General features: G+C 69.0%; 18 protein-coding genes. 8 read left to right on the top strand and 10 right to left on the bottom strand.

Translation table 11 applies throughout. The features are described 5' to 3' along the window. Nucleotides 1-86 precede the first annotated feature (86 nt). A complete protein-coding gene (locus ACFYY1_RS22445; protein WP_388588167.1) occupies nt 87-1,265 on the top strand; it encodes an acyl-CoA dehydrogenase family protein in 1,179 nt (392 codons plus the stop codon). Between the two features lie 102 nt (nt 1,266-1,367). Here ACFYY1_RS22445 and ACFYY1_RS22440 read toward each other — a convergent pair whose 3' ends face one another. From ACFYY1_RS22440 to ACFYY1_RS22430, 3 genes are read right to left on the bottom strand one after another with little or no spacing between them, the layout of a single operon-like run. After that, entirely contained in the window at nt 1,368-2,276 is a 909-nt protein-coding gene (locus tag ACFYY1_RS22440; protein ID WP_388588165.1) for a carbohydrate ABC transporter permease, read from the bottom strand. Then, nucleotides 2,273-3,289, bottom strand: a complete 1,017-nt coding sequence (locus ACFYY1_RS22435; protein ID WP_388588163.1) for a carbohydrate ABC transporter permease — start codon at nt 3,287-3,289, stop codon at nt 2,273-2,275. Before ACFYY1_RS22435 ends, ACFYY1_RS22440 begins: the two co-directional genes overlap by 4 nt. After that, complete coding sequence (locus tag ACFYY1_RS22430) at nt 3,286-4,593, bottom strand: ABC transporter substrate-binding protein (RefSeq protein WP_388588160.1); 1,308 nt, start codon at nt 4,591-4,593, stop codon at nt 3,286-3,288. Before ACFYY1_RS22430 ends, ACFYY1_RS22435 begins: the two co-directional genes overlap by 4 nt. A gap of 460 nt (nt 4,594-5,053) precedes the next feature. Between ACFYY1_RS22430 and ACFYY1_RS22425 the strand changes: the two genes are divergently transcribed. The 3 genes from ACFYY1_RS22425 to ACFYY1_RS22415 are packed head-to-tail and all read left to right on the top strand — an operon-like array spanning nt 5,054 to nt 9,576. Next, on the top strand, nt 5,054-6,757 hold the full coding sequence (locus tag ACFYY1_RS22425) for a class I mannose-6-phosphate isomerase (RefSeq protein WP_388588157.1): 1,704 nt from the start codon (nt 5,054-5,056) through the stop codon (nt 6,755-6,757). After that, nucleotides 6,754-7,701 carry an ROK family protein gene (locus ACFYY1_RS22420; RefSeq protein ID WP_388588155.1) on the top strand — a complete coding sequence of 316 codons (948 nt, stop codon included), beginning with the start codon at nt 6,754-6,756 and terminating at the stop codon, nt 7,699-7,701. The genes ACFYY1_RS22425 and ACFYY1_RS22420 overlap by 4 nt, the downstream gene beginning before the upstream one ends. A 54-nt stretch (nt 7,702-7,755) precedes the next feature. Next, nucleotides 7,756-9,576 (top strand): beta-galactosidase family protein, encoded by a 1,821-nt coding sequence (locus ACFYY1_RS22415; RefSeq protein ID WP_388588153.1) that lies wholly within the window; start codon nt 7,756-7,758, stop codon nt 9,574-9,576. 105 nt (nt 9,577-9,681) lie between these two features. Here ACFYY1_RS22415 and ACFYY1_RS22410 read toward each other — a convergent pair whose 3' ends face one another. After that, nucleotides 9,682-10,851: a Gfo/Idh/MocA family protein gene (locus ACFYY1_RS22410; protein ID WP_388588150.1), complete on the bottom strand. Its 1,170-nt coding sequence runs from the start codon at nt 10,849-10,851 to the stop codon at nt 9,682-9,684. 422 nt (nt 10,852-11,273) lie between these two features. Between ACFYY1_RS22410 and ACFYY1_RS22405 the strand changes: the two genes are divergently transcribed. The 3 genes from ACFYY1_RS22405 (at nt 11,274) to ACFYY1_RS22395 (ending at nt 13,572) form a co-directional block, all read left to right on the top strand. Further along, nucleotides 11,274-12,050, top strand: a complete 777-nt coding sequence (locus ACFYY1_RS22405; protein ID WP_388588148.1) for a FadR/GntR family transcriptional regulator — start codon at nt 11,274-11,276, stop codon at nt 12,048-12,050. Between the two features lie 30 nt (nt 12,051-12,080). Then, complete coding sequence (locus tag ACFYY1_RS22400; protein WP_388588145.1) at nt 12,081-13,124, top strand: enolase C-terminal domain-like protein; 1,044 nt, start codon at nt 12,081-12,083, stop codon at nt 13,122-13,124. A 118-nt stretch (nt 13,125-13,242) separates the two neighbouring features. After that, entirely contained in the window at nt 13,243-13,572 is a 330-nt protein-coding gene (locus ACFYY1_RS22395; RefSeq protein WP_388588142.1) for an L-rhamnose mutarotase, read from the top strand. Nucleotides 13,573-13,735: 163 nt separating this feature from the next. Here the strand turns inward: ACFYY1_RS22395 and ACFYY1_RS22390 are convergent, their stop codons facing one another. The 6 genes from ACFYY1_RS22390 to ACFYY1_RS22365 form a co-directional block, all read right to left on the bottom strand. Continuing rightward, complete coding sequence (locus ACFYY1_RS22390; RefSeq protein ID WP_388588140.1) at nt 13,736-16,108, bottom strand: hypothetical protein; 2,373 nt, start codon at nt 16,106-16,108, stop codon at nt 13,736-13,738. Between the two features lie 41 nt (nt 16,109-16,149). After that, nucleotides 16,150-17,127: an aldo/keto reductase gene (locus ACFYY1_RS22385; RefSeq protein WP_388588138.1), complete on the bottom strand. Its 978-nt coding sequence runs from the start codon at nt 17,125-17,127 to the stop codon at nt 16,150-16,152. A 106-nt stretch (nt 17,128-17,233) separates the two neighbouring features. Continuing rightward, on the bottom strand, nt 17,234-18,079 hold the full coding sequence (locus ACFYY1_RS22380) for a carbohydrate ABC transporter permease (protein ID WP_388588135.1): 846 nt from the start codon (nt 18,077-18,079) through the stop codon (nt 17,234-17,236). Continuing rightward, nucleotides 18,076-19,074 carry a carbohydrate ABC transporter permease gene (locus tag ACFYY1_RS22375; RefSeq protein WP_388588133.1) on the bottom strand — a complete coding sequence of 333 codons (999 nt, stop codon included), beginning with the start codon at nt 19,072-19,074 and terminating at the stop codon, nt 18,076-18,078. Before ACFYY1_RS22375 ends, ACFYY1_RS22380 begins: the two co-directional genes overlap by 4 nt. Next, nucleotides 19,074-20,372, bottom strand: a complete 1,299-nt coding sequence (locus tag ACFYY1_RS22370; protein ID WP_388588130.1) for an ABC transporter substrate-binding protein — start codon at nt 20,370-20,372, stop codon at nt 19,074-19,076. Before ACFYY1_RS22370 ends, ACFYY1_RS22375 begins: the two co-directional genes overlap by 1 nt. A 435-nt stretch (nt 20,373-20,807) precedes the next feature. Next, a complete protein-coding gene (locus ACFYY1_RS22365) occupies nt 20,808-21,608 on the bottom strand; it encodes a FadR/GntR family transcriptional regulator (RefSeq protein ID WP_388588127.1) in 801 nt (266 codons plus the stop codon). Nucleotides 21,609-22,098: 490 nt separating this feature from the next. Between ACFYY1_RS22365 and ACFYY1_RS22360 the strand changes: the two genes are divergently transcribed. Continuing rightward, nucleotides 22,099-24,423 (top strand): Ig domain-containing protein, encoded by a 2,325-nt coding sequence (locus ACFYY1_RS22360; RefSeq protein WP_388588125.1) that lies wholly within the window; start codon nt 22,099-22,101, stop codon nt 24,421-24,423. Nucleotides 24,424-24,617: the final 194 nt, after the last annotated feature.

Here is a 24,617-nt window from a genome sequence, read left to right as displayed (position 1 = left end):
CCCGGCCCTTCCGGATTCTTGCAACACGTTCTACTGTGTGCGCCGCCGCACACGGACGACGCGACCGCGAGACTCCCGGAGGGGCCGTGCACCTCGAATACACGCCTGAACAGCAGCAGTTGCGCGCCGAGCTGCGCGCCTACTTCGCCGCACTGGTCCCTGACGACGCGTACACGCGCTACGCCGCCCCAGAGGCCCAGAAGGCCTTCTACCGGAAGACGATCCGCCGCCTCGGCACCGACGGCTGGCTCGGCGTCGGCTGGCCGGTGGAGTACGGCGGACGCGGACTGTCCCCGATGGAGCAGTTCATCTTCTTCGACGAGGCCGCGCAGGCGGGCGTACCGCTGCCGCTGATGGCCCTCAACACCGTCGGCCCGACGATCATGCGGTATGGCACCGATGAGCAGAAGGCGTACTTCCTGTCGAAGATCCTGTCCGGCGAGATCGACTTCGCGATCGGGTACAGCGAGCCCGACGCGGGCACCGACCTCGCCGCCCTCAGGACCAGGGCCGTGCGGGAGGGCGACGAGTATGTCGTCAACGGGCAGAAGATCTGGACGACCAACGGCGACACCGCGGACTGGGTCTGGCTCGCCGTCCGCACCGACCCGGACGCGGCACCGCACAAGGGCATCACCATGCTGCTCGTCCCGACCACGGACCCCGGCTACTCCTGCACCCTGATCAACACCCTCGCCTCGCACGACACGACCGCCAGCTACTACGAGAACATCCGCGTCCCCGTCTCCCGCCGCGTCGGCGAGGAGAACCAGGGCTGGCGGCTCATCACCAACCAGCTCAACCATGAACGCGTCACCCTCGCGGCCCACGGCACCATGGCCATCCGCGCCCTCCACAACGTCCAGCGCTGGGCCGCGGACACCCGGCTCACCGACGGCCGCCGCGTGATCGACCTCGGCTGGGTCCGCGCCCTGCTGGCCCGCACCCACACCAGGCTCGACGCCATGAAGCTCCTCAACTGGCAGATGGTCTCCGCCGTGCAGAACGCCACCCTCACCCCGCAGGACGCCTCCGCCGTCAAGGTCTACGGCTCCGAGGCACGCCGCGACGCCTACGCCTGGCTGATGGAGATCGTCGGCTCGGCGGGACCGCTCAAGGAGGGCTCGGCGGGCGCCGTGCTGCACGGCGAACTCGAACGCGGATACCGCTCCGCCGTCATCTTCACCTTCGGCGGCGGCAACAACGAGATCCAGCGGGAGATCATCTCGTGGATCGGCCTGGGGATGCCGCGCGTACGGCGGTGAGCCACCGTGTGACGGGCATTCGTGGCGGGCGGGCACGAGCGGGGCATGGCCGGCACTTGCTGCAGCCCGCGATCGTCCGATCGGCACGGAACTGTCCGCACGTCAGCTCTTGAGGCTTCCGGCGGACAGCCCCGAGCGCCAGAACCGCTGGAGGGCGAGGAAGGCGATACAGAGGGGGACCACCGACACCAGGGAGCCCGTGACGACGATGTCGTACCAGGGCTGGTCCCGGAGCTGGCTGTTCCAGAAGTAGAGGCCCAGGGTGAGCGGCCAGCGTGAGTCGTCGGCGAGCATCATCAGGGGCAGGAAGAAGTTGTTCCAGATCCCCACGAACTGGAACAGGCAGATGGTGACGAGCGCGGGCGACATCAGCCGCAGGGCGATGGTGAAGAAGATCCTGAGTTCTCCCGCGCCGTCGACCCGGGCGGCGTCGGTGAGTTCGTCGGGCACGGAGGCTTCTGCGTAGACGCGGGCGAGATAGACCCCGAAGGGGGTGACGGCGCTCGGGATCAGCACCGACCAGTACGTGTTGACGAGGCCGGTCGACGAGGCGAGCAGATACAGCGGGAGGGCGAGCAGCGGCGGGGGGATGAGCACCGCGCCGAGGATCACGGCAAAGACGCCCTCCCGGCCCTTGAAGGGATACTTGGCCAGGGCGTACCCGGCCATCGCGGCGAACAGGGTGGCCATCAGGGCCCCGGCCACGCAGTACAGAAGGCTGTTGAGGAGCCAGCGGCCGAAGACGCCGTCGCTGTGCCGGAAGACCTCTCCGAGGTTGTCGGCGAGGTGGAAGTGCGAGCCGAACCAGAAGCCGCTGCTGCCGAACAGGTCGCCGTTGGACTTCGTCGCCGAGACGATCAGCCACCAGATCGGCAGCAGGAAGTAGCCCGCGATCGCGAACAGCAGCACGGTGGTGCTCAGTCGGGCGGCCGAGGTGCCGCGACGGCGGGCGGGCGGCGCCGCCCGCCCGGGGCCGGACCTGGGGTATCGGGCTGTGGGCTGCGTGCTCATCGCGATCCTCGTGTGCTCAGGCGCAGGAAGCCGTAGGACAGGGCGAACGTGGCAAGGGCCAGGACCACCGCGACAGCCGCGGCGAAGTTGTAGTCGTTGAGGCCGAAGGCGGCCTGGTAGGAGAGCATCACCGGGGTGTAGTTGCTGCTGATCGCGGCGGTCATGGGGCGCAGCACCATCGGTTCGCCGAACAGCTGCAGCGTGCCGATGATGGAGAAGACACCGGTCAGGGTGAGGGCCGGGCGCACCAGCGGCACCTTGATGTGCCAGGCGATCCGGAATCCGGAGCATCCGTCCAGCTCGGCGGCCTCGTACAGCTCCTTGGGGACGGACTGCAACGAGGTGTAGATGATCAGCATGTTGTAGCCGGTCCAGGACCAGGTGACGATGTTGCCGATCGAGAAGAGGATCATGTCGTGGGAGAGGAAGTCGACGTCTGCGCCGATGCTCCTGCCGACATCGTTCAACGGACTGATGCCGGGCAGGTAGAGGAAGGCCCACAACACCGCCGCGATCACACCGGGGATCGCGAACGGCAGGAAGTACGCCACGCGGAAGAAGCGCTTGAACCGGGCCACTTGGGAGTCGAGGAGCAGGGCGAGGAGCAGGGCGAGACCCAGCATCACCGGCACCTGGACGAGCCCGAAGACCAGGACCCTGCCCACGCCCGTCAGGAACGTGCTGTCGGTGAGCACCCGCGTGTAGTTGTCCAGGCCGGCGAAGACGGTGCGCGGCGCCCCGAAGCCGAGCCCGGAGCGCTCCACCCGGAACAGGCTCTGCTGGACGGCGTACCCGATCGGGACGACGAACACGGCCAGGAACAGGATGCCGAACGGGGCGAGCAGCACGGCGGCGGAGCGGTTGCGCCGGGCGGCGAGCCTGCTGCCGGAGCGGCCGCGCGGCGGCTGCCGCGCCCGGCCCGGTGCACCGGCGAGCCGGGCCGGGCCGGGCGCGCCCGACGGCGCCGGCCGGTCCGCGACCGGCACCGTCGGGGAGTCCGCATCGCGGGTCATCCGACCTTCACGCCCTTCGACTTGATCGCCGTGAGCGTCTTCTCCTGTACGTCGTTGAACGCGTCGAACAGCGTGCCGGAACCGGCGTAGGCCTTGGCGGTCGCCTCGTCCAGATCGACACCGAACTGCGACTGCGTGGGACCCCACTGCCAGCTCGTGTCCGTGTGCTGGGCGGCTTCGCCGAACACCTCGTAGATGTTCTGGCCGCCGTAGTAGTCCACGCCCTTGTTCACTTCGGGCAGCTTGAGTCCGGCGGTGGCGGCCGGGTAGATGCCGGTCTTCGTGATCAGGTTCTTGAGGCTGCCGGGGTCGGTGCTCATCCAGGTGGCGAACTCGACCGCCTCGTCCTTGTGCCGGCAGCCCTTGAGCACGGCGGTGCTGCCGCCGCCGTCGTTGCCGAACTTCTTCTCCCCGGCGGTCCACTGCGGCATCGGGGCGACGGCGAACTTGCCCTTGGCCCCGGGCGCGTTCTGGGCGATCAGCGGGCTCAGCCAGCCCGCGCCGATCGCCGTGGCCACCTTGCCGGACTGCAGGCCGCTCCACCACGCGGGGCTGTAGCCCTGGTCCGTGGCCACCAGCTTCTTGTCCACCAACTGCTGCCAGTAGTCGGCGAGTTGCCGGGACCGGTCGTCGTTGACGCCGACGTGCCACGCGTCACCCTCGGTACCGAACCACTTGGCGCCCTTCTGCCAGGCCAGGCCGGACAGGGTGATCGCCCGCAGGTTCACGATGTGGGTCCCGGGGTCGGCCCTGTGCAGCTTCTCGGCCGCCTCGGCGTACTCGTCCCAGGTCGTCGGCACCGCGATGCCGTACTTCTTGAAGACGTCCTTGCGGTAGTACATGGCCATCGGGCCCGTGTCGACCGGGATGCCGTAGGTCCTGCCCGCGACGGTCACCTGGTTCCACGTCCATGGAACGAACTGGTCCTTCGCGGCACCGGCCGCCTGGGAGACGTCCTCCAGGGCGCCCTCCAGCAGGAACGTGGGGATGGACTCGAAGCCGATCTGCGCCAGGCAGGGGGCGTTGCCCGCCTTCACCGCCGAGAGCATCTTGTCGTAGCCGCCCTGGCCACCGGACGGCAGCTTCTTGAAGGTGACCTCGATGTTCTTGTGGGTGGCGTTGAACAGCTCGGCCGACTTGTCGTAGCCGGGGGCCCAGCCCCAGAACTCCAGGTGGACGGTGCCGCCGGCGGCCTTGTCGTCGCCGCTCCCTCCGCACGCCGCCGCTGTCAGGACCAGGGCGGCCGCGGACAGACTCCCTAGTACGGCCCGCCTTCTGGAGCGCGCGGCCAACTTAGCAAGCATTTATGTGCACCTTCCCGTTGCGAAGAACTGGCAATTACTCAGATTCTTGGGCACGTTGAACGTGAGGAGCCTGGTGCTGCCCTCGAAGGCCGAGGGATGGGGCTGTGGTCTCCCGAGGCGCTGAAGTCGGGTACTTGTATCCACCGCGAGGCGAAGCTCAGTATTTGCGGGACACTCCGTGACGTCAAGACCATAGATCCGATACATTCCGTCTGTAGAGATCCGTAGCTCAGAAATATCGGATGGACATCGAACCTGCTGTCGGCGCCTGTGCCGCGGCGGTACTCCCGGCCCTCTGCGGCGTCGGCCCGACCTCCACGGCCGGTGCGACGCCCGCCCCTGCCCGCGACCGTTCGCGTCGACGGCGCCGGTTCGCCCACGCGTCCCGGCCCGGTCGCAGGAACGGCCTGAGCCCCACGATCAGCAAGCCCTACCGAAAGACAGAAAGGCTGACACCGTCATGCCGGAAGTTCGCGGCTATGAAGCCGAACCGTGTTACAGCACCTCCGCGGAGTTGGGCGCCGGGTACCGGGAGGCGGTCGCCGGACTCGCCCCGGGTCTCGTCCTCGCCGTCGACGGCCCGATGGCCGTGGACTGGGAGGCGCTTGCCGCCGGGATCCGTGAGGCGCTGGCCGCTCGCACCGTCGCGACCGAACAGACCGACCTGCGCGAGCACTTCGCTCCCTGGCCCGACGTCCTCTCCCTGACCGCGTCAGCGGTACTGGAGGACGACCCGGACTTCGCCCCGCTGTCCCGGGCCGGGCTCGCCGACTTCTTCACCGGGCTGCCGGAGCCCGAGGCCGCCGACGGCACCGTCACGGTCGTCTTCGGACCGGGCGCGGCCCTGGTGCCGCACGACCGGCTCTGGTACGCGGACCTGCCGAAACGGTACGCCGAGGCCCAGATCACCGGCGGGACCGGCCGCAACCTGGGGCAGCCCCCCGGTACCGGGGCGGGCACGACCCGCCAGCTCTTCTACATCGACTGGCCCGTCCTCGACCGGCACCGCGACACCCTCGTCCCCGGCGTCGACCTGTGGCTCGACACCCAGGACGCGCAGGCTCCGTCCTGGCTGGAGGGCGCCGCCCTGCGCGCTGCCCTCGCGGACCTGGCCGGGCGGCCCTTCCGTACCCGACCCACCTTCAACACCACCTCCTGGGGCGGACATTGGGCCCAGGAGCAGCTCGGCTTCAACCAGGAGGCGGCCAACACCGCGCTGGGCTACGAGCTCATCGCTCCCGAGAGCGGGATCCTGGTGGGTACGCCGGACGGCCCACGGGTCGAGGTGCCCCTGCAGGCACTGGTCGCCTCGCACCCCGAGGCGATCCTCGGCGACGACGTGCACGAGAGGTTCGGCACCTCGTTCCCGATCCGCTTCGACTACCTCGACACCGTCGGCGGCGGCAGCCTCTCCGTCCACTGCCACCCGCAGTCGGACTACATGCGCCGCGTATTCGGATGGCCGTACACCCAGCACGAGACCTACTACATGATGGTCGGCGGGCCCGACCGGCAGGTGTTCCTGGGGCTGCGCCAGGACGCCGACCTCGCGGCCTTCCGGCACGAGGCGGACCGGGCGTTCCATGACGGCGTGCCGTTCGACATCGAACAGTACGTCCAGACCTTCCCGGCCGATCCGCACCAGATCTTCCTCATCCCGGGCGGCACCCCGCACGGCAGTGGTGAGGGCAATGTCGTACTCGAAATCAGCGCGACGCCGTACCTGTACAGCCTCCGTCTCTACGACTGGCTGCGCAAGGACAGCGAAGGCAGGCAGCGGCCGGTCCACGTAGGTCACGCGTTCGAGAACCTGGACCCGGACCGGTCGGGGGAAGCCGTGGCCAGGGACCTGGTCCCGACGCCGCGCACCCTGCGCTCGGGCGACGGCTGGCACGAGGACGTCATCGGCCGCCTCCCGGAGATGTTCTTCGAGGTCCGGCGGATCGCACTGGCGCCGGGCACCGTCGCGGACGACGACACGGACCACCGCTTCCACATCCTCAACGTCGTGGAGGGCGACGGAATCCTCGTGGAGACCAGCGGCGGCCACCGCCATGTGCTGGCGTACGCCGAGACACTGACCGTGCCCGCCGCGGTCGGCGCCTACCGGGTGCGGGCCCTCGGCGGGGGACCGGTGCGCTACGTGAAGGCGCTGGTGCGGTGAGCCCCGCCGGCGGGGTCACCGTCTCGGTGCTTGAGGTCGGCGGCACCCATGTCACCGCGGCCGGGGTGGACATCCACGCCCGCAGCCTCCGGTCCGGCCGCTCGTTCCGTGAAGCGGTGGACAGCAACGGCAGTGCCGAGGAGATCCTGTCGGCCCTCGTCCGCTGCGCCGGCCGGCTGTCCGGCCCCGGCGCGGGCCCATGGGCCGTGGCACTGCCCGGTCCGTTCGACTACGAGCGCGGCATCGGGCGGTTCGAAGGGGTCGGCAAGTTCGACGCCCTGCGAGGGGTCGATCTGCGGGCCGCCCTGACGTCGTCATTGCCCGGCGCCACCGCGCTCAGCTTCTGCAACGACGCGGACGCGTTCGTGCTCGGCGAGTGGTGGGCCGGGGCGGCGCGCGGGCACCGCACCGTCGCCGGCATCACCCTCGGAACCGGTGTGGGCTCCTGCTTCCTGCGCGACGGCCGGATCCTGCGGCACGGCCCCGGGATCCCTCCCGAGGGCTGGGTACACACCCTGCGGTACGCGGGCGGCCCCCTGGAGGAGACGGTGTCCCGGCGTGCCCTGCGGCGGGCCTACGCACGGGCGACCGGCGCGGCGCCGCCCGACGTCCGGGAGATCGCCCGGCGGGCACGGCACGGGGACCGGGACGCGGCGGACGTGTTCACCGAGACGTTCCGTGCCCTGGGAAGGGTGCTCGGGCCACTGCTCGCCGCCTTCGAACCGACGGTTCTGGTGGTCGGGGGCGCCATCGCGGGGGCCTGGGACCTCCTGGCCGAACCGCTGCGCTCAGGGCTCACCGAGGCCGATCCGGTCCGCAACCGACGCTTCGTCATCACCCCGGCGCTCCGGCCGGACGAGGCCTCGCTGCTCGGCGCGGCCTACCTGGCCGGGGCGTGCGGCCGGCCGGGCGACCGCTCCGCTCCGCTCCGGGACTCCCGCTGACACCGGCCCGGTCGGTCCGCCTTCATCCGGTGGACGGCGCGGAGCGGATCCCCGATGAGACCTCCGCCGTACCCCCTCGACGCCCTCGACCCCCTGGGAACAACTGTGACCTCTCCCCGTTCCACCGCCGAACTGACCGTGACCGAGCACGGCTTCCTGCGCGCCGGACGACCCCACCAGATCGTCTCCGCAGCCATCCACTACTTCCGTGTCCACCCCGGACTGTGGGAGGACCGGCTGCTGCGGCTGCGTGCCATGGGCGTCAACACCGTCGAGACCTACATCGCCTGGAATCTGCACCAGCCGGCTCCCGGGCAGACCGACTTCTCCGGACAGGCCGACGTCGCCCGCTTCCTGCGCACCGCTGCCCGGCTCGACCTGGACGTCATCGTGCGACCGGGCCCCTACATCTGCGCCGAGTGGGAGTTCGGCGGCCTTCCCGCATGGCTGCTGGCCGACCCCGGGCTGCGGTTGCGCCGCACCGACGACCGCTATCTGGCCGCCGTGGACGCCTGGTTCGACCAGCTGATCCCCGTTCTGCGCCCGCTGCTCGCCAGTCGGGGCGGGCCGGTGATCGCCGTCCAGGTAGAGAACGAGTACGGCAGTTACGGCCATGACACCCCCTACCTCGACCATCTGCGCCAGGGCCTGATCCGACGAGGCGTGGACTGCCCGCTGTTCACCGCCGACGGAGCCACGGACGGCGTACTGCGCGGGGGCATGCTGCCCGGCACCCTGGCGACCGTGACCTTCGGCTCACGACCCGAGGAGTCGCTGGCGACCTTGCGCCGCCACCGGCCGACCGGCCCGCTGATGTGTTCCGAGTACTGGCACGGCTGGTTCGACCACTGGGGCGAGCACCACCACGTACGGAACGCGGACGAGGCCGCCGGGGAACTGGACCGGATGCTGACTCAGGGCGCCTCGGTCAACCTCTACATGGGCCACGGCGGCACGAACTTCGGATGGTGGAACGGAGCCAACCACAGCGAGACCGACTACCAGCCCACCTGCACCAGTTACGACTACGACGCTCCGGTCGGTGAGGCCGGAGAGCTGACCGAGAAGTTCCACGCGTTCCGCGCGGTGATCGAGCGGCACCGCGGCCCGATCCCGTACGCGATACCCGCGACGCCGAACCGGCTCGCCCCGCAGACGGTACGGCCGAACGGTGCGGTGGCGCTGACGGACTGCCTCGACGCGCTCTCCACTCCTCACCAGCGGCTCTCACCGGAACCGATGGAGGCGCTGGGCCAGTCACTGGGGCTGATCCACTACCGCACATGGCTCCGTGGCTCCTTCCCCGACTCGACCCTGCGCGTGCACGGTCTCGCGGACCGGGCCCAGGTGTTCCTCGACGGAATGCCGCTGGGCGTCCTGGAGCGGACCGGGTCGCTCGACGCGCTGCCGATCAGCGTCCCCGACACCGGAGGCGAACTCGACCTGCTGGTGGAGAACATGGGACGGATCAACTACGGCCCCTTGCTGGAGGATCGCAAGGGCATCAGCGGCGGCGTCCGGATCGACGGCCAGTACCAGTTCGACTGGGAGATCCGGCCCCTCCCGCTGACCGATCCGGCAGGCCTGCGGTTCGGGGCCGCCGAACAGATCGAGGGCCCGGCCTTTCACCGTGCGACGCTGGAGGTACCGGAACCGGCCGACGGTTTCCTGGCCCTGCCGGGCTGGACCAAGGGCCAGGCATGGCTGAACGGCTTCGCCCTCGGCCGATACTGGGACCGCGGACCCCAGCGCACCCTGTACGCCCCCGCCCCGGTGTGGCGGGCCGGCCGAAACGAACTCGTGATCCTGGAACTGCACCGGCCGGGCGAGCGGATCGAACTCTGCGACGCCCCGGATCTGGGCCCGACCGGCTGACCTTCGCACCGCCAGGTGGCTCCGGTCCGCATTCCTTCCGGACCGGAGCCACCTGGAGCGAGTCCCGGGGGCCGACGGGATTCCGCCGGCCTCCGCCCGCCCGAATCAGCTCTGGCCGCGCCCGAAGTACGCGGCCAGGTCCCGGTCCGGGGCCGCGACCTCGACGGCCCGGCCGCCGTCCCGCAACGACATGGTGGCCGCGTAGCCAGCAGCCACCGCTTCGCGGGCCGCGACGGGCGAGGTGACGGTGGCTCCGCCGTCCCGTACGAACCGCAGGAACTCCGCCATCAGCACGGGATCGGCGCCCCCGTGCGTGCCGGTCGGTGTGTGCACCGGCACCACCAGATCGGCCTCGGCTCGGCCGTCGGAGCGGCGGTTCCACACGTGGACCTCCGCTCCCTCCGAGTCGCCGAAGTTCTCCAGGCGCCCCTCGGTGCCGATCACCGTGTAGTTGCGCCAGTAGTCGGGGGTGTAGTGACACTGCTGGTAGCTCGCGAGAACTCCGTTGTCCAGCCGCATCTGCATCATGCTCAGGTCCTCCACGTCCACCACCGGGTGGAGACCGGTCTGGCTGAGCGGCGGCCAGTTCTCCGTCGACAGCCACTCGGTCATCCGCTCCCCGCTGCGGTCGCGGTGCGAGTCGATGTCCCCGTAGACCGTCAGCCCGCCCATGGCGTTCACCCGCCGGGTGTAGCCGCCGGCCAGCCAATGGATGACATCAATGTCGTGCGCGCCCTTCTGCAGCAGGAGGCCGGTGGTGCGGCGTCGGTCCGCGTGCCAGTCCTTGAAGTAGAAGTCCCCGCCGTGGCCGACGAAATGACGGCACCAGATGGCCTTGACCTCGCCGATCGCCCCCTTGACGATCAGTTCACGCATGGCCACCACGACCGGCATGTGGCGCATGTTGTGGCCCACGTACAGCGGGGTCCGATGCCGCTGGGCCGCCGCGAGCAGCCGGTCGCACCCCTCGGTGGTGATCGCCATCGGTTTGTCCAGGAAGACCGGTACACCGGCCTGAAGGAAGTCGAGGCCGATCTCCTCGTGCGTGTGGTCCGGGGTCAGCACCAGCACGCCGTCGAGTCCCGCGTCGAGCAGCTCGTGGTGGTCCGCGGCGGTCCGCACCTGGGTGCCGAATCGCTGTTCGGCGCGCGTCAGCAACCGTCGGTCGCGGTCGCAGGCGGCGGCCACCAGTGAGCCCGATCCGGGCTGGTGGGCCAGATCGGCCAGGTCGCTGCGATTGCCCAGGCCGATGACGCCGAGCCTGATGTCGTCCAAGGTGCTTGCCCTTTCAGAAGGTTCCGACCCCAGCAGGGCGAGGGTGACCGGATGATAGATCTGGAACATATCCGGTTGCATGGTGGGTTTGTGCCTGAATCCGAGGGGGTCGGGATGATGCCGACCGCCGGGGCGGCCACGCTCTCGGGGGTGCTGCGGCCGGGCGGAAGAAGGATGTTGTCCCGGTGGGAGGTGGAGCGAGGTGGTCGGTGCGGGACGGAACGAGTCTGGGCTCACCGGATTCCTGGCGTCAAGAGTTTGAATGTGATTCACTGACCCCGGATTGGCTGATGTATCAGAAACATGTCGCATGTGTCTCTGCGTCATTCGGCGACCTCACGCCCGACGTGGACCGCCACACCGTCCGGACCGCCGTGACATGGATCGACGGAGAAGTGGATCGACGTGAAAGGGGAGCGCCGTTGACCCGCGCAGCCCGCAGCACCGCACCCGCGCCGCAACCCCCGGGCGACGGGGCCGGTTACCGTCCCGGCTACGAGGTCGCGGCCGAACGCATCCTTGAGTACCTCGTCCTGGCCGGCCTGGGGCCCGGCGCCCGGCTGCCCACCGAGCAGGACCTGGCCGACCGGGTGGGGATGAGCCGGACCGTGGTCCGCGAGGCGGTGAAGATCCTCTCCGCGCTGGGCCGGCTGTCCGTGCACAAGGGCCGCGGCATCTACGTGGCCCAGCCCGACCAGTCCTCCTGGCAGCACTCCCTGACCCACTTCCTGCCCGCCGATCTGCGTCAGGTCGACGAACTCTTCGAATTCCGGCGCCACTTGGAAACCACCACCGCCCGCCTGGCCGCCGAACGCGCCACCCCCGCCCAGGTCAGAGCCGTCCGCGAGGCCGCCGAGCAGTCCACCCGGGCCGCCCGGCAGGACGACATCGACGCCTTCAGCCACGCCGACGACACCTTCCACACCGCCATCGCCACCGCCACCAACAACTCCTTCTTCGCCGCCACCATCGACACGCTGCGTCGCCTGCAGCACCAGGTCACCGCCATAGGACTGGCCGGCCTCGCGGGCGGCTCCCTGCGCGATGCCGCCGCCCAGCACGAGGCCATCGCCCACGCGGTGGCCACCGGCGAACCCACGCACGCGCACACCCTCATGGCCCACCACATCGACCGGACCACCCACCAGTTCCAACGGGAGATCCGGCACCGCATCTCCCCGGGCCAACCCAACGCCTGAACCCCACACCACCACCCATGAAGGACACCCATGCGAATCACCGACGTGACTGTGGAACTGGTCGATCTGCCCGCTCAGCCGCCCTTCCGGTGGCGGGCAGGGCTGCCCGGTTCGGAGCCGGCGGCCGTGGGCGGGATCCTGCGGGTCCATACGGACGAAGGCCTGGTGGGCGAGGCGCACACGAGACGTGGGCTGATCGTCGCCGATCTGGTGAACCGCCGTATACGTGAGGACCTGCTCGGCCGCGACCCGCTGATGCGCGAGCTGCTGTGGCACCGCCTGTGGGAACTCGACCGCATCGAGGAGCTCCCCATCTACGCACTCGGCCTGGTCGACGTAGCGCTGTGGGACCTGGCCGGCCTCGCGGCTGGGCAGCCGGTCCACCGGCTGCTCGGCCCCTACCGCGAGGCCATCCCCGCCTACGCGAGCACGGTCACCTTCGGCAGCGTCGAGGAGTACCTCGATGTGGCCGACCAGTGTCTGGAGCTCGGCTACTCCGCCATCAAGCTGCACGCGTGGGGAGACCCGCGGGCCGACGCGGACCTGTGCCAGAAGCTGCGGGCCCACGTCGGTGACGACGTCCCGCTCATGTACGACGGCTCGGCCGGATTCGACCTCGCAGACTCGGTGTACCTCGGCCGCGCACTGTCCGAGGCGGACTACCTGTGGTACGAGGAGCCGATGCGCGAGTTCAGCGTGACCGCCCACCGGTGGCTGGCCGAACAGGTCGACATTCCGCTGCTGGTCGCGGAGACCTCCGACGGCGCGCATTTCAACGCTGGTGACTTCATCATGGCGGGCGCGGCGAGCCGGGTCCGCACCAGCGCTCAGCTCAAGGGCGGGATCACCGGAGCCCTGCGCATCGCGCACCTGGCCGACAGCTACAACCTGCGGGCCGAGGTGCACGGCAGCGGAGTGGTCAACGCCCACCTGTGCATGGCGATCCCCAACACCACCTACTACGAGTCCCTCGTGTACACCAACCCCGTACAGCGGGAGCCGGCGGTCGGCGCCGACGGACTGGTGCGGGCACCGACGGCTCCCGGAATCGGCTTCGATCAGCCGGGCTGGTGACGACTTCCGGTCGAACCAACAGGGCGGCTCCGGCAGGCCCGTGACGATGTCCCGGGTCCCGGCATCTCAACATCCCGAGGTCTCAGCGCCTCGGCGCTTCGTGGAAAGGAGACACACCATGCCCGTGCGACGCCACGCCTCGGTCATACGCCTGCGTGGGGAACTGGAGGCGGAATACCGCGCCTTGCACGCGGCGGCCTGGCCCGAGGTCCTCGCGACCCTCAAGCGCGCCCACATCGGTAACTACTCGATCTTCCTGCGCGACGGGCTGCTCTTCAGCTATCTCGAGTACACCGGAGAGGACTACGCGGCCGACACCGCGCTCATCGCCGAGTGCCCGGTCACCCGGGACTGGTGGGCCCGTACCGACCCCTGCCAGCAGCCACTGGAGAGCGTCGGCGACGGCGAGTGGTGGGCACCCGCCGAAGAGATCTTCCATCTTGAGTGACATCAAGGGCAAGCGGCAGAGGGGGCGGACGCAGCTGCGTCCGCCCCCTCTGCCGCTTGCCCTGTACTCGGTGGCGGATGCCGACGAGACGGTCGCCACCGGGCAGTGCGCGCGGTGCGGCCCGGCATGCTGATGGATCGGGTGCACCGCGCGAACGGCCGGATCAGGCCAGACGTACGACCTCGCCCTTCCTCGTGATCCGCACGGTGGCCGCCCCACCCGCCGGGACTTCGACCTGTGGCCAATCGAGGAACGCGGTGTACCCGAGGGGGCGGGCCGATTGGCGGGCCGTCTCCGCCAGTACCGACACCCGTGCCGCGTAGGCCGTGTTGTTGGTCAGGCGGACCACGGTGGCCTGACGGCTCTCGCTGACATGCTCGGCCTCGACGTGATCAAAGGGAATAAGAATTCCTTCCCCGGGCCGGACGTAGATTCCAGGAAGTTCGAGGGCCATCAGGACACCGTTGGTCTCGGTCCAGGAGTTTCTCGTCCTGATGAAATCACCGATCGCACCCCTGCCCTCGGCATCGCTGGGCTGGATCCGTTCCATGCTCGAACCGATGAGATAGTCGGTGGTTATGTGCCCCGGCATGTTGACGGCCTCGGCGTGGGCATGCTGGATGTCGCTGATGAGTTCAGCGTACTTCTTGTTCCCAGTAGCCCGATACAGCTTGAACAGGTGGTCGGCGGAGGACGTACAGACACCGGGTGCGGCATGCTTGTTCTGGCTGCTTGCCCAAACGGCGCCGGCCATCCTTCCCTTCAGTCGCGCGATATCACTGCCTGCCGGAAACAGCGGATCGTACGCAAGAGTCCAGGACGAGCACAGAGCGGCCTGGACCTTCGCGCGATCCAGCCAGCTCTTCTTTCCGGTGTACTGGTACAGCGCCATGAACGACTCCAGGAGACCAAACGCGGTTTCGGAGTCCGCATCCTGTGAAATATCCGCGCACGCTCCGCTGGTGAATCCACGGGACTTGATGTCGCGCTCATAGTAGAATTCGGCTGCTTCCTCGGCCGCGGCCAACCAGTCCGGACGGCGGAAGTACTCAGCAGCGAGGGCGAGCCCGGCCGGAGCGATGGCGCCGGCCGTCGAGTTGTACACGGCGATGTCGCCTGTTTCGGGCACGATGTACTGACCGAACTCCCCGTGCTTTCGCCAGGTCCGGGCGAATGCTTCGGCCAGACCGCCTGCGGCCAGTTCCCAGGATTCCTTGACGGTGTCGCCGTGCCCTTGCGCCTTCAGGAGCATCACATGCTTGATCAGCCAGAAGAGCACGTCTCCGTTCTTGCGCACCATCGCCTGCACAGCAGGGAAGTCGGGGTGGGCCTTCTCCGAGCGGATCTCACCGCCTTCGGTGATGGTGCCGTAGAAGAATCCGCTCTTCCCCTTCATACGGGAACAGACGAAGTCGAGCTCATCGGAGACCCTGCCCCGTTCCGTCGGATCGTTCAGAGCCAGCATGGGGTAGGTGTTGATCATTCCGCTGACCCAGCCCAGCTGGAAATCCCTGTTGTTCTCCGGAAGGTAGTAGCGGCCCGCCTCGGTCTCTGTGAAGTTGCCTCGGCAGATGTCGGTGCCGAGTTCGGCCAGCTTGCTCATCGGAAGCAGGTTGCGAGGCGCGGTGGGGCCGGTGAGCGACTTTCGCACATCCATGAACTTCTGCAGGACTGCCGGAATTCCGTCGGCATCGAATGTGAAGACCTGGAAGCGAATCGACACCGCGTCACCGGGAGCCCAGTCCGACGCCCTGTCATCGCTCGTCCGGAAATCGCCGAAACCGGCCACCTGCCGGCGCACGACCGGTGCCGAGATGCTGAATTCACAGCTTTCCCTGCCTGCACTCTCCTCGATCGAGAGTCCACTGTTGCCCAGGCGGGTTCCCTGCTCGGTGAGGACGATCCAGCCCTTTTTGAACTCGGGCGAGAAGAAGCTCATCGCCGGGGCGGCGGTGCTGAACGTCGCCAGCTCGATCCGTGAAGGCGCCGCAGCATCGACGGCCAGTCGCGGGTTGTTCGATATCGTCAGCGGGGTTTGTGGATTGTAGTACATGTCGGCCGGATAGTCCGGATTGTATCCGTTGCCGATGGCGCGATAGCGGTTGCCGTTGTAGACGATTCCGGGAATCATCACGTAGTTGGCGGTCTTCCAGCTCTCGAAGGGGAAATCGACGGAGATCGCGGTTTGTTCCGCTGCCCCCTTCTCCAGGGTGCACGTCAGGGTGACCTCCCACCCGTGACCATCGGGCACCCGCCGCGTATCCCACCGCAGTTGCCACTGCCGCGGTCCGTCGGTCAGCAGGTCGCCGTCGAATCGCTGGGACCGGCGCAGCGTCGTGCCGTCGTACTCCCGAAGCGACACCTGGAGGGAGCCGTGCAACTCGCGCAGGGCACGGCTGAGTTCCGCGGCCCGGCCACTGGCTCCGGCGACTCCCGCGTCGAGCGGTCGGGCTTGCGAGACCGTCGGTTCGAGAGCGACCGTCGCTCCGACTCCGGCGGCCGCCAACAGGGCAAGGCAGTCTCTTCTGTCCAGCATTCTGCAACCGTCCTTGTGTGTGAGTTCCAGTGAGTGGAGCTTCAGAGCAATGTCGGTACAGGCGTGGGCACGTCGGGCGGCAGCAGCCCCTGGGCACGCAGGGCGAGCCACATCTCCTCGGGGACCGGGTGGTCGGTCATCGCGGTGGCGTCCGTCACCTCGGCGGCGCTGCGGGCCCCGAGCAGCACACCGGCGACCGCCGGATGTCCCAGCGGGAACTGCAGGGCGGCCGCCCGCAGCGGGACCCCGAAGGTCTCGCACAGCGTGCGCAGGGCCAGCGCCCGGTCCAGCAGGTGGGCCGGGGCCGGTGTGTAGTCGAAGGGGGCGCCCGGCCGGGGATCGGCGAGGAGGCCCGAGTTGAACACCCCGCCGACCAGCACGGAAACTCCGCGTCGGACCGCCAGCGGCAGCAATGCGGCCAGTGCGCTCCGGTCGAGGAGGGAGTAGCGGCCGGCCAGCAGGACCACGTCGATGTCGGTGTCGCGGACGAAGCGGGTCGGCATCTCGGTCTGGTTCATGCCTACACCGATCGTGCCGACCGTGCCCTCCGCACGCATCCGCTCCAGCTCGGGGTAGGCGCAGTCCAAGGCCTCGCGCTCGTGGCCGTCCGGGTCGTGCAGGTAGACGGTGTCCACGCGGTCGAGGCCGAGCCGGACGAGGCTCTCCTCGACGCTGGTGCGTACCCCGCGGGCGCTGAAGTCCCACACCCGTTCGTGGGTGGCCGGGACGGCGAAGCCGTTCGCCAGGTCGTCGCCGGGCCGTCCGGCGCGTGCGCGCAGCAGGCGGCCGACCTTGGTGGACAGCGTGAACCGCGTACGTGGCCGGGTGCGCAGCGCCTCTCCGAGGCGGCGCTCGGACAGGCCGAGTCCGTAGTGCGGAGCGGTGTCGAACGCGCGGATGCCGCAGGCCCAGGCCGCTTCGACGGTGGCGGCCGCGTCCTCGTCACTGACCGGGTGGAACAGGTTGCCCAACGCGGCTGCGCCCAAGGTGAGCCGACCGACTCGTGTGGTGGTGCGCATGAGTTCAGGTGTGCCTCTCGTTCGGGGCCCGGTCGAACGGCAGGGGACCAGCGGCGAGGGCGACCGGGGCGGGGGATCGCGCACTCCCCGCCCCGGTGCCGGCCGGTCACCCCTTCGTCGCTCCACCGGTGAGGCCCTTGACGAACTGCTTCTGGAAGGCCAGGTAGAAGACGAGAATGGGCAGTGTCGCAAGGAACATGAAGGCGAAGACCGAGCCGTAGTCCGCCTGGTGTTCGCCGATGGCCCGGTAGATGCCGACGGTCACCGTGGTGCCCGCCGCCGGGCCCAGGACGATCAGCGGGTTGAGGAAGTCGTTCCAGATCCAGACGCCGAGGAAGATCACCACGCTGGCCGACGCGGGCCGCATCAGTGGGAAGACCACCTGCCAGAAGGCGCGGAACGCTCCGGCGCCGTCGATCGCCGCGGCCTCTTCGAGCTCCCGGGGGATCGTCTTGGCGAAGCCCGCGAAGACGAACACCCCGAACGGCATGTAGTAGCCGACGTACGCCAGGACCAGCCCGGGCACGCTGCTCATCAGCCCCAGCGTGCGCAGGACTTCGGTGATCGGGGTGAGGATCACGGCGGGCGGCACCATGAGGCCGCAGAGCAGGACGACCATGATGACCTTGGGCACGATGCCGGTCGACCGGGCCAGGTAGTGGCCGAGCATGGCGGAGATCGCGGTGATGACCAGGATGGAGATCACGGTGATCTCCGTGCTGTTGACAAGGCCGTACCAGAAGAGGTTGTCCGGGCGCGACAGCACGGTCTGGATGTTGTCCAGCGTGGGCGGACTCGGCAGGCCGAGCGGGTTCGACACGATCGCCGAACCGTCCTTGAACACATTGACCAGCACGAGGTAGATGGGCAGGAAGAACAGCAGGCCGGCGAGGAGCGCGACGACCGGGCGTACCCACGCCCTTGTCCCACCCCTGGTCGTGTTCGTGCTCATGAGGACACCTCGCGTTTCTGCAGCCACCCGAGCGCGATCACGGAGACGGTCGCGACCAGGATCAGCATCGCCACGGCCATCGCGGAGGCGTAGCCGACGTGGTTGCCGTTGAACGCGGTCTGGACCACCTGGAAGGCGAGGGTGGAGGTGGTGTTGGGTCCCGGACCGCCGTTGGTGAGCACCTGGATCTGGTCGTAAGCCTTGAATCCGCCGATCAGTGACATGACCGTGTTGATGGTGACGGCGGGGGCAAGCATCGGCCAGGTGACATTTCGGAACCGCTTCATCGGCCCACAGCCGTCGATGTCCGCCGCCTCGTACAACTCCTGCGGAATTCCCTGCAGCCCGGCCAGGTAGATCACCACGCAGAAGCCGAGCCCCTGCCAGGCGATGACCCACGAGACCGTGTAGAGGGCGAGGCCCGGGTCGGAGAGCCAGCCCGGCGGATGATCCACGCCCAGCTGGCGCAGCACGGTGTTGAGCAGGCCGTCGTCGACGAGGATCGACTGCCAGATGACGCTGACCACCACGGCGCTCAGTACGACCGGTACGAAGAACACGCTGCGCAGCGCGTTGTACAGCCAGCCGCTCCGGTCGAGCAGCAGGGCGATCGCGAGCCCGCCCGCGTTGGTCACCAGCGTCACGATCACGGTGATGACGACGGTGTTCTGCAGCGCTTTGAGGAAGTCGTCGTCGGAGAACAGGTTGGTGAGGTTGGACAGGCCCACCCACCGGGTCGGCGGGTTGAAGGGGTTCTTGTTGGTGAGGCTGTAGCCGGTCGTCATGCCGATAGGCACCAGGACGAGGGCCAGGTAGGCAAGGAGTCCGGGCGCCGCGAAGACGGCGAAGCGGCCCGGTCCGCCGTTGCGGCGGGAGCGTCGGGGCGGTTGCGACGACCGCCGTGCGGGGGAGTGCTGTGGCCGGGCCGCCGCCGTGTCCTTCGCCGTGGGCGCGGCGGCGGAACCCTCAGGCCGGGTCAGGGTACGTAGGCGCATTATCGGGTGGCCTTGTCCCACTGCTCGTCCATGTAGGCACCGAACTCCTTGGCCGTCATGCGTCCGCCGATGAGCTTCTGGACGCCGGCCGCGGCCTTGTCGGCCAGGCCGGGCGGCAGGGAACCGTCACCGGTCTCCTGGGAGAACGAGTTGACGATCCCGTCGTCCTGCTGGGCCTGCTGGTACGCCGCCAGGGTCTTCTTGTAGACGGGGCCCATGGTGCTGGGCGGGCTGTAACCCTTGATGTCGATGATGAGCCCGTCGGCCTTGACGGCGGCGTCCAGGTTCTTGTGGTCCTCCATGAAGGCCTTGGCCCACTTCTTGGCCAGGGGCACGTCGGACGCCTTGGAGCTCACCGTCATCCCGCCGCCGAGGACGCCCGGGAGGGCCGGGGTCCCCTGGTCCGTGGGCCACGCGAAGGCGCCCGTTTCGAAGTCCGGCTTCTTCGTGTCCGCCGAGGCGGAGAACCAACTGCCCATCGGATACATCGCGCCCTTGCCGTCACGGAAGGCCTGCTCGGTGTCCGCGTAGGAGCGGGAGAGGCCGGCGCGGTCGATGTATCCCTGGTCCGCGAGGCCGGCGACCTTCTGGGCGGCGGCGACGAACGCCGGGTCGGTGAACTCGACCTTGCCCTTGGCACGTTGGGACAGCCAGTCCGGCGTCTTCTGGTAGACGTCGGTGGCCACCGTGCAGATCAGCGGGAACATGTCGGCCCAGGAATCCTTGCCGCCACCGCCGACCACGAAGGGGTTGATGCCCTTCTTCTTCAACTTGGCGCTGTCGTCGAGCAGTTCACGGTACGTGCGGGGCGGTGTGTCGATGCCGGCCGCCGCGAAGTCCTTCTTGTTGTAGTAGACGAGCGTCGTCTGGGCGGCGTAGGGCAGCTGGTAGACCTTGCCGCCGTAGGTGTTGGCACGGGGATTCTCGTACGCCGCGAGTTCCTTGTCGGTCCACGGCGCGAGCTTGCCCGCCTCGGCGAATCCGGCGGGGTTCAGGCCGATCATGACGTCCGGGAACTGGCCCGTGCTGTCGAGCTGCTTCGCGTACCCGGTGCGGTCGGCGCTGGGCGATACGAGCTTCTTGATCGTCACCCCGGGCACCTTCGCCGAGGCGCGGGCGATCGCGGCGTCCCAGTACTTCGAGTCCAGATTGGGTGTTTCGAAGGTGAGGAAGGTCAGGGTGACCTTGTCGCCGTCGCCCTTGGATGCACTCGTACCGGAACCGCCGGCCGTGCATCCGGCCAGGAGAAGAGCACCTGCGAGGGCGGCGGTTCTTGTGAGTATCGGATTGCGCGTCATGTCCAACTTCCCCTACCCGTCGTTGTCCGGGGGCGGTACCGAGTCGCTGTCTTGTTCGTACCGAGACGAGAGAGGGAATCCCGCTGCCGACCGTCCACCGAATCCGTCACATGGTTCAGACTCTTCCCAGAGTCCTGCTGCTCTCGGGGCGACCGCTTCTTCTCGGCGTCCGCCCCTCAGGGCACCTTGGGGTATGGAAGTCCGCGCACGACGGCATGTCAAGAGATGAGACGGAGTTATTACCTCAACCGAGGCGGCAATAGATCTGATACATGTCGGTGGAGATTCGCCGGACCCCACGGATTCGCTTCACGGGAGAGGGGCGCACCGGAGGTGCGGTTCACGACCCCGGTACGCCTCGACCGCCCCGTCGCCCGGTCGTTTCCGGTGCGGGCGGCGGGGCGGGGCGCTACTGACCGGGGCCGTCGTCCGGGGTCACGCCCTGTCCGGGCCGGCGGGAGCGGTGGGAGCGGCAAAGATGCGGTTGCGGATCTCTCGCTGGACCTGGAGCTCCGTCGTGTCGATGTGGCGGGCCATGAGGGCGGCGGCCTGTTCCTGCTCACCGGCCCCGATCGCTTCCAGGATCGCCAGGTGCTGCTCCGCGGCCCCGGCGAGTGATCCCGGTGCGGAGTCGGCCAGGGCCACGATGGTGACCTGTCGCTGCAACTGCTGGATCGCGTCGACCAGGCTGGAGAGGAAAGCGTTCCCCGCCGCCGCGCCGATCGCCTGATGGAACTCCGCATCGGCCCGGCCGAACGACTCGTGGTCGTCGCGCTCGGCGGCCTCGGCCGAGCGCTGCGCCGCCTCGCGGATCGCCCTGAGCTGAACCGGTGTGGCCCGCGCGGCCGCGAGCCCGCTGGTCTCGGCCTCGGTGAAGCGCCGGAACTCGAACAGTTCGCCGACGCGGCTCGGGTCGGTCGGCAGGAACCGGGAGAACGTGTCGGACCACAGGTCGTTCCTGGGGTGCGCCACGAAGATGCCGCGCCCCTTCTCCACCGAGAGCCTCCCGAGGGCCGAGAGGATCTTGACGCCCTCTCGCACCACCGTCCTGCTCATGTCCACTTCGGCCGCCAGATCCTTCTCCGTCGGCAGTCGGTCGCCGGGCCCCATCCCCTGCCGGGCGACGTACTCCAGGATGCGCTCCGCCGCGACCTCGTAGCCGGGGCGGTAGGGGGCCGCCTCCGTCTCCGTCTCCGATGCCGCGGACGCGGACGCGGGCCGGGAAGATCCAGTCATGTTGCTCCATGTATCCGATGCATGCCGTCACAAAATGCCTAGTGCTGGGCCCCAAGATACCTCCCGGGCCGCCCGTTCAAGGGCGCTCGGACAGTCCCACGGAGCATCCTCACCATCGGGAATAGATCCGAACTAAGCCTTGACGGTCTCTTCCGTGCCGTGCACGCTAGACCGCACTTGTGCTGCGGTAGTTACACAGGAGAAGCAAGCGCAATTCCCTGCACGGGCAGGTCTACGGGCTCTCCGGCTCACGGCTGTCCGCCGATCCCGCTCCCCGGAACAGCGCGAACCATCTCCGTTGAAGAATACGAACTATCCAGGTGACCTCGTTCGTCGCTCGACGTTTGCCGGCCTTGCGCCCCTCTGCGCTGTTCACGGGCAGTTGATCTGCGATCCCGCGCGTCATCGAGAGTCACTTCACCTAGGAGGACATGTGGACAGGCGTCGCTTTCTGGTTGCCAGCGGCTTGAGTTCGGCCACGGCCGTGGCCATGGCCGCCGGACCCGCACACGCCGCGCGAACGGCCAGGACCAGGACGTCCCCGTCGCTGCGGATCGGGGCGGGCTTCCTGTCGGTGGGCATCAGCGGCTCCGGGTACGTGGACAGCCTGGTGGATCTGCGTGACGGCACCGACCACCTGGCGAAGGGCACCCCCGTGCCGCTGGTCAGCATGGTGGCCGACGGCAAGCGCGTGGTTCCCGCGAAGGTGCGGGTCGTGTCGCGTGACCGGGCGCGTCACCGGCAGGTCCTGGAGTTCGCCGGCGAGAGCGTGACGATCCAGGTGGAGGCCGTCGGGTTTCCCACACATTCCACACTTGAGGTCGTCGGCCTGACGGCCGCCTCGGGTGTGGATGTGCAGACGCTGCTGTGGGGTCCGCTGCCGACGACGCTCGACGACACCATCGGCGAGACGGCCGGTGTGGTCGCCGACTCCGATTTCGTCATGGGGATCCGGCCGCTGAACGACAAGACGGTGGGCGGATGGCCGAACGAGCACCTGGCGTACGGGTTCGGCCCCGATCTCGTCTGGAACCCGTACGGGCTCCAGACCGGCCCGAAGGACGAGTGGCTGGCGAGCAACGTCGCCGCGAAGACCACGTGGGGCAGCGTCCTGCGCGCCACCACTTACGACTACAGCAAGGTACGCATCCGGCAGCGCACCAACGGTTACGAGATCCCGCTCGGCCCGCTGCCCGGGCCCGAGGGCCGGATCGTCGGGTCGAAGATCGCCCTGTTCGGCAGTGCGCCGGATCTCGCCCTGACCGTGCTCAGCCAGATCGCCAAGGAGCACGACCAGGCGTACCCCACCCTGGACGGTCAGTGGCAGAAGGTGGCCCAGCGCACCTCGCAGACCCACTTCTGGGTCCACGACCTCAACACGGGCAACGTCACCGCGGCCGCCAAGCTTGCCGCGCAGGCCGGAGTGCGGAACATCTACGCGATCAGCGGCAACGGGCCGTGGGCGTCGCACGGGCACTACCAGTTCAACGGCTCCTTCGGCGGATCGGACGCGGCGGCCGCCCAGCTGGTGGCCGCCGCGGCGAAGGAGGGCATCGAGGTCGGGGTGCACACCCTGTCCACCTTCATCGACACCAACGACCCGTACGTGAAGGCGCCGGCCGATCCACGGCTCGCGGTGGGCGGTTCCGCCCGGCTCACCCGCCCGCTGGCCGGGTCGGACACCACGCTGTACGTGGATGCCGACGGCCTGCTGGCCTCCGGTGTCGACGGCCAACGGCTGCGCATCGGCGACGAGTTCATCACCTACGATTCCGTCACCAAGGTCAGCAACACCGAGTGGCAGGTCAGCGGCCTGAACCGGGCGCAGTGGTCCTCGGCCGCCAAGGACTACCCGGCCGGCACCACCGTCGCCCGGCTCATCCAGAACGGCTACGGCGGCGCGCTGGCCAGTCTGCCGATCACCGACGAGATCGCGACCCGGCTGGCCACCGCCTACAACACCAGCGGTGTCCACGCCACGTCCTACGACGGGCTCGAAGGCACCGGCTACAACGGCTGGGGCGGCTACGGCTTCGCACGGCTGGTCAACGGCGTCCACCGGCAGGTCACCACCAAGAACTTCATCACCGAATGCAGCAACCTCGCGTCGAACACCTGGGACGCCCAGTCCAGGGCGAGCTGGGGCGAGATCGGCCCCACGAGCTACGCCCAGATCATCCGCAGCAACATCTTCTACCGGGCGAACTACCTGCCCGGGATGATGGGCCAGCAGGGGCTGTCGGGCGGCGACACCCTGCAGAAGATCGAGGACACGCTGGCGCACGCGGCCTCCCTCGACGCCGGCATCAACTTCGAGACCTCCGTGAGCAGCCTTCAGTCCGGGACGAACTCCACCGCGCTGCTCGCCGCCGTCCGGATCTGGGAGTCCGCGCGCGCGGCCGGTGCCTTCACTGCCGAGCAGAAGAAGCAGCTGGGCGTCGCGAGCAGGCACTGGCACCTGAGTGAGGTCACGCCGGCCGCCGAGTGGGCGCTGCAGGAGATGGACACGTCCGGTCAGCCGATCGGTGACCCGCAGTCGGTCAAGGCCCCGGCGCCGGGCTTCGCCACGTCGGAGCCGGCGGACCCCCGGGTCGGCAAGCTGTACGCCTTCAAGGTGACCTCGACGATCCCGCGGACCATCCGCTACGAGGTCACCGAGGGCAGCCTCCCGCGCGGCCTGACCCTCAACCAGGACACCGGTGGCATCACCGGAATCCCGACCGCCACCGGCACCAGCAAGTTCACCATCACCGCGAAGAACGGCGGGATCGTCGCCGACGCGAAGATCACCTACAAGGTGACGACCCGGCCGTGACCGCGGCCGTGGGGGGGGCGGGGCGGGGGGGCCCCCCCCCCCCCCCCCCGGCCCCCCGCCGCCCCCCCCCCCCCCCCCCCCCCCCCCCCCCCCCCCCCCCCCCCCCCCCCCTTCCCCCCCCCCCCCCCCCCCCCCCCCCCCCCCCCGGCCCGCAGGAAAACACGGCCCCCCCCCGGCGACCAAAACCCCCCGCC

This window comes from Streptomyces sp. NPDC001890 (genome assembly GCF_042891445.1).
Classification (GTDB): Bacteria; Actinomycetota; Actinomycetes; order Streptomycetales; family Streptomycetaceae; genus Streptomyces.
The sequence above is the reverse complement of the archived record's forward strand: the minus strand, read 5'-3'. Positions and strand labels throughout refer to the sequence as shown.

What these genes read in the sequence shown, in the direction of transcription:
- ACFYY1_RS22440 (WP_388588165.1), bottom strand. Translation starts at nt 2,276, where the DNA reads ATGAGCACGCAGCCCACAGCCCGATACCCCAGGTCCGGCCCCGGGCGG.
- ACFYY1_RS22435 (WP_388588163.1), bottom strand. Translation starts at nt 3,289, where the DNA reads ATGACCCGCGATGCGGACTCCCCGACGGTGCCGGTCGCGGACCGGCCG.
- ACFYY1_RS22430 (WP_388588160.1), bottom strand. Translation starts at nt 4,593, where the DNA reads ATGCTTGCTAAGTTGGCCGCGCGCTCCAGAAGGCGGGCCGTACTAGGG.
- ACFYY1_RS22425 (WP_388588157.1), top strand. Translation starts at nt 5,054, where the DNA reads ATGCCGGAAGTTCGCGGCTATGAAGCCGAACCGTGTTACAGCACCTCC.
- ACFYY1_RS22415 (WP_388588153.1), top strand. Translation starts at nt 7,756, where the DNA reads ATGAGACCTCCGCCGTACCCCCTCGACGCCCTCGACCCCCTGGGAACA.
- ACFYY1_RS22400 (WP_388588145.1), top strand. Translation starts at nt 12,081, where the DNA reads ATGCGAATCACCGACGTGACTGTGGAACTGGTCGATCTGCCCGCTCAG.
- ACFYY1_RS22395 (WP_388588142.1), top strand. Translation starts at nt 13,243, where the DNA reads ATGCCCGTGCGACGCCACGCCTCGGTCATACGCCTGCGTGGGGAACTG.
- ACFYY1_RS22390 (WP_388588140.1), bottom strand. Translation starts at nt 16,108, where the DNA reads ATGCTGGACAGAAGAGACTGCCTTGCCCTGTTGGCGGCCGCCGGAGTC.
- ACFYY1_RS22385 (WP_388588138.1), bottom strand. Translation starts at nt 17,127, where the DNA reads ATGCGCACCACCACACGAGTCGGTCGGCTCACCTTGGGCGCAGCCGCG.
- ACFYY1_RS22380 (WP_388588135.1), bottom strand. Translation starts at nt 18,079, where the DNA reads ATGAGCACGAACACGACCAGGGGTGGGACAAGGGCGTGGGTACGCCCG.
- ACFYY1_RS22375 (WP_388588133.1), bottom strand. Translation starts at nt 19,074, where the DNA reads ATGCGCCTACGTACCCTGACCCGGCCTGAGGGTTCCGCCGCCGCGCCC.
- ACFYY1_RS22370 (WP_388588130.1), bottom strand. Translation starts at nt 20,372, where the DNA reads ATGACGCGCAATCCGATACTCACAAGAACCGCCGCCCTCGCAGGTGCT.
- ACFYY1_RS22365 (WP_388588127.1), bottom strand. Translation starts at nt 21,608, where the DNA reads ATGACTGGATCTTCCCGGCCCGCGTCCGCGTCCGCGGCATCGGAGACG.
- ACFYY1_RS22360 (WP_388588125.1), top strand. Translation starts at nt 22,099, where the DNA reads ATGGCCGCCGGACCCGCACACGCCGCGCGAACGGCCAGGACCAGGACG.